The sequence below is a fragment of the bacterium genome (assembly GCA_016873475.1).
GTDB lineage: Bacteria > Krumholzibacteriota > Krumholzibacteriia > JACNKJ01 > JACNKJ01 > VGXI01.
The window spans coordinates 1-9508 of the sequence record VGXI01000126.1 but is presented as its reverse complement, the minus strand read 5'-3'; the positions used below and the strand labels follow the sequence as shown (position 1 = coordinate 9508).

General features: G+C 71.9%; 8 protein-coding genes. 6 read left to right on the top strand and 2 right to left on the bottom strand.

What is annotated here, in order from left to right:
* Both FJ251_10515 and FJ251_10510 read right to left on the bottom strand, forming a co-directional pair.
* Positions 1-967: hypothetical protein (locus FJ251_10515; protein ID MBM4118153.1), on the bottom strand; the 967-nt coding region annotated here is incomplete at its 3' end.
* 179 nt (positions 968-1146) lie between these two features.
* On the bottom strand, positions 1147-1959 hold the full coding sequence (locus FJ251_10510) for a hypothetical protein (protein ID MBM4118152.1): 813 nt from the start codon (positions 1957-1959) through the stop codon (positions 1147-1149).
* A 221-nt stretch (positions 1960-2180) separates the two neighbouring features.
* On the opposite strand from FJ251_10510, the gene FJ251_10505 reads away from it, so the two are divergent.
* The 6 genes from FJ251_10505 to FJ251_10480 all read left to right on the top strand — a co-directional run bounded on the left by FJ251_10505 (position 2181) and on the right by FJ251_10480 (position 9299).
* A complete protein-coding gene (locus tag FJ251_10505; GenBank protein ID MBM4118151.1) occupies positions 2181-3206 on the top strand; it encodes a hypothetical protein in 1026 nt (341 codons plus the stop codon).
* A 57-nt stretch (positions 3207-3263) separates the two neighbouring features.
* Positions 3264-5426 (top strand): hypothetical protein, encoded by a 2163-nt coding sequence (locus FJ251_10500; GenBank protein ID MBM4118150.1) that lies wholly within the window; start codon positions 3264-3266, stop codon positions 5424-5426.
* A 4-nt stretch (positions 5427-5430) separates the two neighbouring features.
* The gene (locus FJ251_10495; GenBank protein ID MBM4118149.1) at positions 5431-6396 is read left to right on the top strand and encodes a flippase-like domain-containing protein; all 966 of its coding nucleotides are present in this window, start codon (positions 5431-5433) and stop codon (positions 6394-6396) included.
* Positions 6397-6453: 57 nt separating this feature from the next.
* The gene (locus tag FJ251_10490) at positions 6454-7230 is read left to right on the top strand and encodes a glycosyltransferase family 2 protein (protein ID MBM4118148.1); all 777 of its coding nucleotides are present in this window, start codon (positions 6454-6456) and stop codon (positions 7228-7230) included.
* The gene (locus FJ251_10485; GenBank protein ID MBM4118147.1) at positions 7227-8645 is read left to right on the top strand and encodes a phospholipid carrier-dependent glycosyltransferase; all 1419 of its coding nucleotides are present in this window, start codon (positions 7227-7229) and stop codon (positions 8643-8645) included. Before FJ251_10490 ends, FJ251_10485 begins: the two co-directional genes overlap by 4 nt.
* Positions 8646-8810: 165 nt before the next feature.
* Positions 8811-9299, top strand: coding sequence for a hypothetical protein (locus FJ251_10480; GenBank protein MBM4118146.1), 489 nt, complete (start codon positions 8811-8813; stop codon positions 9297-9299).
* Positions 9300-9508: the final 209 nt, after the last annotated feature.

Genomic DNA, 9508 nt, shown 5'->3' with positions numbered 1-9508 from the left:
CGGGGCGCAGGTTGCGCCGCCGGAAGTGCAGGAAGTTCGTGCCTCGCGTCAGCAGGTGGCCCTCGCCCAGACAGACCCCTTCGCACGCGCTGGGCAGGAGCTCCCAGGGCAGGCGCAGCGCGAGCGGCGAACCGAGGATGCGCAGGCGCTCGGCGGGAGCGCGCTCCTCGCCGCGCTGGGCCAGACCGGCGGCGAAGGCCGCGGCCATCGGCCCGACGAGACGCAGGCGGCTCTCGCCCAGTTCGCGCCCGAGACGGTAGTCCTCCAGCAGGGCCCGCAGCGCGGCCGCCATCGCCTCCGGCGCCGGCAGGGCGTCGCTGAGCTCGAGGCTGAGCACCTGCTCCGTGTCCTGGCCCGGCGCTCGCAGCACCGGCTGCCGCAACAGGCGCGCGCCCGGCGGCAGGGGCGTGGCCAGCACCGGCTCCTCGTGCTCCCAGCGACGGTCCTCGGCTTGCTTGCGGTCGAGGAAGTGGCGCAGGTACTGGCCGCGCAGGTCACGATCGTCGATGAGGAAGAGCAGCCGCTGCGGCCCGCGCTCGCGGCTGAGGAACTCGCGGCTGGTCGTCCAGACGCGGGCGACGAGATCCGAGAAGCTCTCGACGTAGGGCGAGAAGTCGAGGATGGCCACGGCCAGTTCGCGCAGGCCGAGCACGCCGGCCTGGAAGAAGCAGTCGCGGAAGCGGTCCTCGAGAACGGAGAGCGCGACCTTCTCCTCCCGGGGCAGGCTCAGGTGGAACAGAAAGCGCTGGGGCAGGGCGCCGGCGGAGGTCAGCATGACCTCGGATCCCTCGCCGTACTCGGCGATCTCCGCGACCACCGCCGCGCCGGCCGCCTGCAGCACCGCGCTCGGCGGCCGCGGCGAATCGAGGCCGGACCAGGGCAGGACGAGCGCGTCGGCGCGCAGCACGTCCGGTTGCTGGGTAGAGATCGCGATGGCGCGATTGCCGATGCCGTAGTTCCGGATCATCACCCGGCGCCAGAGCAAGGGCGATGACAAACCGGAACTGCAGGCGCGCGGGAGGGAGCGGCCGGGCCTCAGGGGTCAGAGGCTGTCCCAGGCTGCCCCCGGGTTCCCGGGCGGGCGACGGGCGGGGGGAGGGGCAGCGAGGAGGCCGGACGACGGCGCAGGCGAACGCGCGAAGGGGATCACTCCAGCTCTTCGTGCACGATCTCGCGACCGGTGCCGAACTCGTAGCGGCGCTCCGCACACTGGCGGTCGCTCACTCGGCAACGGTAGCAGGCAAAATTCACGTCGCAGATGGGCGCCAGGCCGATGCGCGTATCGCCCGCGGCGAAGAGCTGCAGGAGAAAGTCGATGGTCTCCTCGTCGCGGCCGGTCGCCGCGGCCATCGCGGCGATCGCGGCCCGGATGCCCGGCATGTCGATCGAGCCGTCCACGAGTTCGCGCATGCGGCTGAGGACGCGGCGCACGGCGGGGCTGCTGCCCGGCGTCTTCCAGCCCATCTCGCGCGTGAACTCGACGGCGCCCTCGTCCTTGATGTAGCTGAACATCTCCTCGACGCCGGCGGCGAGGTCCTGCTCGCTCTCGAAGGACGCGAGGAACTCGACGACGCTGCCGAAGTCGCGCTGGAGGGTGCGCATCGTGCGGGCGTTCTTGGCCACCGAGCGCACGCGCTGGACGTTCAGCTCCAGCCCCTCCACCTCGGCGAGCTTGCGCTTGCCCTTCTCGTCGAGATCGGCGAGCGCCTCGAAGTTGGCGAGGTGCTCCTGCAGCAGCGGCTGCCGGTCGTAGGTGAAGGCGTAGTTGCCGAAGCCGAAGCGCAGCATCTGGAGGATGAGGGAGAACCAGATGCCGTCATCGCTGCCGCGAGCCGCCTTCCAGCGCTGCACCTCTTCCTCGACGTAGTGGAGGGGGTCGACGCTGGAGCCCTGGCGCTTCATGTCCGCGCGCAGGGTGGTCACGATCTCCTCGAAGAGATCCTGCATCCGGTCAGCCATGGGCACACTCCGATCTTGAACTGATCGTTCTCTACACTAGCAGCGAATGGAGTGGGAATGAATGAGAAGACCAACACTATAGACAATCTCCGCCCGCGACGCCAGCCGGAAAGTCGCCGGCTTGCCAGGGCGGCGGCGGCGATGCTAGGCTGCCGCCGGCTCCGCCCGGCCCGCCGATCGGCGCCGTGGCCGCCACTGTCGCTCCGCTAAAGGGGTTAGCCATGCGCTCCGCCTCCGCCCTCGCCGCCGGCTTCGCCGCGCTGCTGCTGATCGCCTCCGTCGCCGGCGCCCAGCCCGCCGACAAGGGCGCCGCACCGGCGCCGGCCGACACCGCCAACATGACCCCTCTGCAGCGCGTGCTCTGGCAGGCCAAGCAGGGCATGGGCAGGCCGGCCGCCGCGCCGGCCGATACCTTCGCGCTGCCCGCCGGCGTGCGGCGGCTCACGCGCAGCGAGGCCGACGAGGGGCGCTGCGACTTCAGCCCCGACGGCAAGACGCTCTACTTCGATACGATGCAGAGCGGCCTGCACCGCCTGCAGCGCCTGGACTTGGGGACCGGCGCCGCGACGCCCCTCAACGAGCCGCCGCGCGAGGGCTTCAGCCCGGCCGTCTCGCCCGACGGCCGCTACCTCGTCTTCGTGCGCAACCTCCCGCAGCTCCCGCACAAACTCTGGGTGATGCGCCTGGAAGACGGCGAGGAGGCGAAGCTGACGCCGGACGGCACCTCACAGCACGAGGGCGATCCCGTCTGGAGTCACAACGGCGGCACGATCTACTACTCGCTCAGCAACAACGGCACGCCGAACGCGACCCCGATGGCCATCGCCCGCACGGGCGAGAACCAGCAGGCGCTCGAGCAGGGTCCGGGCAGCTATCACGTGCCAGCGCCCAGCCCCAGCGGCGGCAAGATCGCCTGGGCGCTGCGCCTGGGTAAGATCAAGTTCCTGCGCGTCAACGATGCCCGCATCAGCGCGATCAGCGAGGACTTCGAGTTCCCCGGCTACTACCTGGCGAGCGCGGACTGGCTGCCCGGCGAGCGGCGCCTCGTCGTCTCCTACCTCGTCGAGAGCGACCCCATGGCGGGCTACCGCCTGGGCTTCGTCGATCTCGACAGCGGACAGCTCACGCCCTGGCTGCCGATCAAGTCCGCGCTCGACCCGCGCGTTTCGCCCGACGGCAAGCAGGTCGCCTTCCGCGCCCGCACGCCGGACGGCGGCTACGATCTCTTCCTCGCCGATCTGCCCTGAGCCCAGCGCGGGCCGACTGCCGGCCCGCGCTCCCGGCCCACCCCGGGAGGCCCGCCGATGTCTCTCGCGCCCCGCGGACTCGTCCTGCTGGTCTTCGCCGCCGCCTTCTGGCCCTCGCGGCTTGCCGCCGCGGAGCCGGCGCGCCCCGCGGCCGTCGATCTGCTCGGCGAAGGTCTCGCCCGGCTCGGCCTCACGCGGGCCGATCTCGGCTACCGGCCGCAGGGCAGCTGGACGCGCTTCCCGCTGCCCGCGACCGTCCCCCATCTGAACCCCGCCTTCGCGGACCTCTTCGCCCGGCCGCAGGTGATCCCCCGCTACCTGCACGGCCTCGCCGATCCCGTGCGCAAGTACCTCGATCCCGCGCGCGTCGCCGAGGCGGACGACGGGCTGTACCAGCTGACCTACCACCTCGCCGTCGAGCGTTTCGCACCGGGCTTTCGCAACTACTCGGCGAACGCCGTCGTGGCACCGCCCGCCCCGGCGGCGCCCCTCGCCGATGCCCTCGGCCGCATCCGCCGCGAGCTGGGCGGCGGCGAGCGCGCGTTCAGCTTCGGCGGCCAGTACCTGGCGGCCGCCGATCCGGACAGCGCCGCCCTCGCGGCCCTCGATCCCGAGCTCGCGCGCATCGCCGCCGTGCTCGTGCTCAACCTCGCCGAGGCCGCGCGCTGGAGCCGGCTCTCCTTCCGCCGCGCCGACCGGGGGCTCCAAGCGGAGGCGCTAGCGCTCAGTGACCTGCGCGAGAGCGACGCCTACCAGCCGGCCGCCGACGACCTCGCCCTGCTCTGGGACCGGCAGTCCCTCGCCTACGGCGCCCTCAAGGCCGCGCAGGCGCTGGACACGGCGCGCCTCGCCCTGGCCGCGCTGCCGCCCGCCGCACGGCGCGGCGAGGGCATCCTGCTCGACGCCGCCACGCCGATCGGCCGGGTGGTGATCAGCGGCGTGGACGGCGGCGAGCACGCGGCCGCGGGCTGCCTGCTCTGGCTCGACCTCGGCGGCGACGATCGCTACACGGGGGCCGTCGCGGCCAGTCACGGCTGGGCGCTGCCCGTCTCGGCCTGCCTCGATCTCGCGGGCGACGACGGCTACGAGGCCGAGGACGGCGCCCAGGGCGCGGGCCTGCTCGGCTGCGGCTTGCTCGTCGACGTCGCCGGGCGCGACCGCTACACGGCGACGATGCGCGCCCAGGGCTACGGGCAGTTCGGCATCGGCCTCGCCGCCGATCTCGCCGGCGACGACGATTGGCGCCTGGAGGCCGGCGGCCAGGGCGCCGGCTACTTCGGCTGCGGACTGCTGCTCGATGCCGCCGGCAACGACGCCTACTACCTGCACGGCGAGGGGCAGGGCTTCGGCGGCGTGGGCGGCGTCGGCGTGCTCGCCGCCTGGGGCGGCGACGACGGCTACACGGCCGAGCCGGACGCGCGGGTCGCGGGCCGCGCCGACTACCACAGCGAGCACCGGATCGCCGCCAACGCCGCCCAGGGCGCGGGCATGGGCCGCCGCGGCGACGGCAGCGACGGCCACAGCTGGGCCGGCGGCCTGGGCGCACTGATCGACATCCGGGGCAGGGACAGCTACCGCAGCGGCAACTGGAGCCTCGGCTGCGGCTACTGGTTCGGGATCGGCCTGCTCTACGAGGGTGCCGGCGACGACCGCTACGAGAGCGTCTACTTCACGCAGGCGAGCGGCGCCCACTACTGCGTCGGCGCGATCCTCGACGAAGCGGGCGACGACGAGCACATCCTCGGCGAGAACGCGGGCGCCGGCCTCGCCTTCGGCTGGGACTACACGAACGCGCTGCTCGTGGACGCGGCCGGCAACGATCGCTACGAGGCGAAGATCATCAGCCTCGGCCTCGGCATGATCCGCAGCAACGCGCTCTTCATCGACCTCGCGGGCGACGATCTCTATCGCCTCGACGCGGGCCAGCTCGGTCTCGGCGCCGCGGATCTGCGCGAGGAGTACAAGCGCCCGCCGGCGACGGCCCCCTCCTACGGCGAGTCGCTGACGATCGGGCTCCTGCTCGATGGCGGCGGGCGCGATCGCTACGAGCGCCGCGCGGCGGACGGCAGCTTCGCGCCCGACAGCAGCCTGAGCGACGGCGTCTGGCGACTCGCGCCGGCGCCGGGCAGCCCCGAGGCCGGCTTCGGCAATCTCGGCGCACTCTGGGACGGCGAGGGCGGCGCCCTGCCCGAGCTCGGCCCCTTCCTGGCGGAGGACTGAGCGCATGGCCGAGGCCGAGACCCCAGTCGCGCGTCCGGCGCCGCGGCACCGCCGCCTGCAGCTGCTGCTCAGCCTGACCATCGCCGCCGTGGCCTTCGTCTACGTCGCGCGGCACCTGGACCTGCGGGCCGTCTGGACGGGCGTGCGCGCGGCGGACCTGCGCTGGTTCCTGCTCGGCTTCGGGCTCTTCTACCTGAGCCTGCCCCTGCGCGCCTGGCGCTGGCAGCTCCTGCTCGCGAACGCCGGCGATCGCGTGGGGATGGGCCTGCTGACCCGCACGGTGTTCCGGGCCTGGTTCGTCAACTGCGCACTGCCCGGGCGCGGCGGGGACCTCTACAGCGCCTACCTGCTGCGCGCCGAGGCGGGGCTGGGACTCGTGCGGACCGGCGGGACGATCTTCATCTCGCGCGTGCTGGACCTCTTGACCCTGATCGCCCTGCTCGCCGGGATCTTCATCATCGGCTTCCGCGACCATTTTGCGGGCGGCGTGGCGCAGATCGTCTACGCGGGGCTCGTCATGGGCAGCGTGCTGCTCCTGGGGCTCGTCCTGCTCGCGCGCCTGCGCGGCTCGCTGGCGCGGCGCCTGCCGGAGCGCCATGCGCAGTACCTGGCGGACTTCAGCCATGGCCTCTTCGGCTCGCTGGGCAGGCTGCCGCTCTTGCTGCTCACCACGCTCGCGCTCTGGCTGCTCGAGGCGGCCCGCCTGGGCTGCGTCCTGGCCGCCGTGGGGGCGCCCACGACGCCCGACCGGGTCGCCTTCCTCGCGCTGGCGGCGGCGATCGTCACGACGCTGCCGCTGACGCCGGGCGGCCTGGGCACCGTCGAGGCGCTCTTCGCGGAACTCTTTCCCCGACTCGGCATTCCGGCGGCCGCCGGCGGCAGCGCGATATTCCTCGATCGCTTCATCAACTACTGGTTCATCCTCCTGGCCGGCTTGCTGTACTTTGTCTGGACGCGCGGTCGGCGCTGAGCCGGTCGCCGCGAGCGCCCAAGGAGCCCAATGGCCAAGGAGAAGATCATCGTCGTCATGCCGGCCTACAACGCCGAGCCGACGCTCGAGCGGACCTGCGCGGACATCCCACCGGGCAGCGTCGATGAGATCATCCTCGTGGACGACTGCAGTCAGGATGGCACGGTGGAGCTGGCCAGGCGGCTCGGCCTCACCGTGATCGAACACGAGACGAACAAGGGCTACGGCGGCAACCAGAAGACCTGCTATCGCGCCGCGCTCGACCACGGCGCCGAGATCGTCGTGATGATCCACCCCGACTACCAGTACGACGCGCGGCTGGTCCCGCACATGGCGGGTCTCCTCGGCGCCGGGCACATCGACGTGCTGCTCGGCAATCGCATCCGCTCGCGCCGCGAGTCGCTCGCCGGCGGGATGCCTCTCTACAAGTACCTGGCCAACCGCGGCCTGACGGTCATCGAGAACCTCTGGCTGGGCCAGAACCTGGGCGACTTCCACAGCGGCATGCGCGCCTACCGGCGCACGGTGCTCGAGACGATCCCCTGGGAGCGCAACAGCGACGACTTCGTCTTCGACAGCCAGTTCCTCGCCCAGGTCGTGCACTTCGGATTCCGTCTGGGCGACATCCCCGTGCCCGTGCGCTACATGGAGGAGGCGAGCAGCATCAACTTCTCGCGCAGCCTCGAATACGGGCTGCTCACCCTGGAGACCCTCGCCCGCTACGCGATGCACCACTTCGGCTGGTTGCGGAGCGACATCTTCGAGTCGCGGGACGCCGTGCCGCGCCCGGCCCGCCGCCTGCCGGGCGCGCGGGGCGCGGAGCGCGAGCCTTGAGGCTCGGCGGCGGCCACTGGCTGAGCCTGTTCGGGCTTACGGGTCTCGCCGCGGTCCTGCGCTTCGCCAGACTCGGCACCTGGAGCCTCTGGATCGACGAGGCCAACACCCTCTGGCTCACGCAGTACCTGAGCGGCAAGCGCCCGACGGACGCCTACCCGCTCTTCTTCTGGCTCGAGCGGCAGATGGTGGACGCCTTCGGCACGAGCGAGTTCGCGCTGCGCCTGCTGCCCGCCTTGCTCGGCATCGCGAGCGTGCCCCTGCTGTACCTGCTCTTCCGCCGAGCGGCCGGCGAGCGCGCCGCCTTCTGGGCAGCGCTCCTGATGGCGCTCAGTCCCTGGCACGTCTTCTGGAGCCAGAACGCGCGCTACTACACGCTGCTCCTCGTGATCGCGCTCTTCCTCTACCGTCTGGCCTGGGACTGGTGGGAGCGTGGCGGGCGCCTGCGTCTCTATGGTGTGATCGGACTGGGCGGCCCCGGCCTGCTGACGCAGTACTCGCTCGCGCTGGCCTGGCCCGCGCTGGCCGTCTACCCCCTGTTCGCGCGCTGGGCGAGCGGTGGACGCGATCCGCGCTTCGCCTGGCGGCGCGTGGCCCTCTTCGCCGGTGCCCTGGCGCTGCCGGTTCTCGCCGCGCTCGGGCGCCTGGTCAGCTTCGGCGAGCGCTTCGCCGACCTCCCCCGCCACTACGGCGACAGCCCCTTCGTGCTGCTCGCGGGACTGGGCTATCACCTCGGCCTGCCGCTCGCGGTCGCCATGCTGCTGGGCGTCTGGTCGCTCCGCGGGCAGCGCGATCGCGAGCGGCGGCGCTTCACGCTCTTTCTCACCGTCGGCGGCCTGGGTCCCGTGCTCGTCGCCGCCGCCTCGACTGCCAAGATCATCGCCACCAACTACTACGTCTTCTTCGCCCTGCCCTTCTTCGTGCTCCTCGCCGGACTCGCGCTGACCGAGAGCCGCGAGCGCCGGCACCTCAACCTGCTGGCGGCGCTGCTGCTGGCGGCCGTCTCGCTGCAACGCCTCGCGCTCTACTACACCGTGCAGCATGGCGATCGCATCCGCTGGCGGCAGGCGGTGGCCTACATTCAGCGCGAGCGGCTGCCAGGCGACCGGATCATCAGCTCGGGCAGCGAGGCGGTCAGCTACTACTTGGGCGAGGAGCCGGCGCGGCTGAACGAGACCGACCGCCAGACGATGATCCAGTGGGAGCTGAAGCCCGAGTGGCGGCAGCCGACGGGGCGCACCTGGTACCTGGTCAACGACGAGCTGATCGCCCAGCTCGACCGCGACGGCGCCTTCCGCCGCTTCCTGAGCGAGGAATGCGATGCGCGCAAGGAGCTGCCGGCCTGGAACGGGCCCAAGAACCGCACGGCCCGCGTCTACCTCTGGGCGCCGCAGGCGCCTGGCGGAAACCCCTAATTCCAGGTTTCAATAGCGTGAATGTCCTGGCCTGGCCGAGCGGCGCCGGGTATTCTCGAGCATCAGCCCTCGTTTCCAGCCATTGCCACTCACCCAGGAGGTCCACCCAGGCTGTTCGTCCGCCGGGTCACCGCCTCGCTCTTCGTCTTGACGGCTTTGGCCGGGATGGCCCTTGCCGAGCCGAGTTTCTACACGAACCGCTGCGCGAGCTGCCACAGCGATGACACGCCGACCTGCAACGGCTGCCACGAGCACCGCGGCAACGTCCAGGCCCACTTGAACGCCGCATACTATGCCCCCGGCGACCCGCTGACCGTGATCCTGACGGGCGGCCAGGAGTACGGCTGGATCCGCGGCATCCTGTACGATCACAACGACGTTGTCGTCGCGCTGGCGACCGGTCCCACTGGCACCGGCGACGACGGCGGCACGGGCGACATCGTGTTCCCCGTGTCCCTCGTGGCGACGGCGCCCACAGCGGCCGGCGACTACATCTGGGAGGCGGCCTGGTTCGGCGGCGTCAGCGCCGGTGGCGGCGCCCACGAGGAACTGCGCCGGCCGGTCACCGTGCACGTCGAGATCATCACGGGGGTCCCCGAGCTACCCTTCGACCCAGAGGGCGGCAGCTGGTCGACGATCAAAGCGCTCTACTAGCCCAGTCACGCCGAGGATTCGTGCAGCGACGAGCGCCGGACGGCAAGGTCCGGCGTTTTCGCTAGCGGGCCAGGCCCGACAGGCGCAGGTAGGCCTGGATCAGCGGTGGCCCCCAGAAGACAGCCACCAATCCCCCGAGCGCGAGGAAGGGCCCGAAGGGCACGGCGAGCCGGCCGATGCTCTCGCCCTTGCGCGCACGCGCGATCATC

What these genes read in the sequence shown, in the direction of transcription:
- FJ251_10510 (MBM4118152.1), bottom strand. Translation starts at nt 1,959, where the DNA reads ATGGCTGACCGGATGCAGGATCTCTTCGAGGAGATCGTGACCACCCTG.
- FJ251_10505 (MBM4118151.1), top strand. Translation starts at nt 2,181, where the DNA reads ATGCGCTCCGCCTCCGCCCTCGCCGCCGGCTTCGCCGCGCTGCTGCTG.
- FJ251_10500 (MBM4118150.1), top strand. Translation starts at nt 3,264, where the DNA reads ATGTCTCTCGCGCCCCGCGGACTCGTCCTGCTGGTCTTCGCCGCCGCC.
- FJ251_10495 (MBM4118149.1), top strand. Translation starts at nt 5,431, where the DNA reads ATGGCCGAGGCCGAGACCCCAGTCGCGCGTCCGGCGCCGCGGCACCGC.
- FJ251_10490 (MBM4118148.1), top strand. Translation starts at nt 6,454, where the DNA reads ATGCCGGCCTACAACGCCGAGCCGACGCTCGAGCGGACCTGCGCGGAC.
- FJ251_10480 (MBM4118146.1), top strand. Translation starts at nt 8,811, where the DNA reads ATGGCCCTTGCCGAGCCGAGTTTCTACACGAACCGCTGCGCGAGCTGC.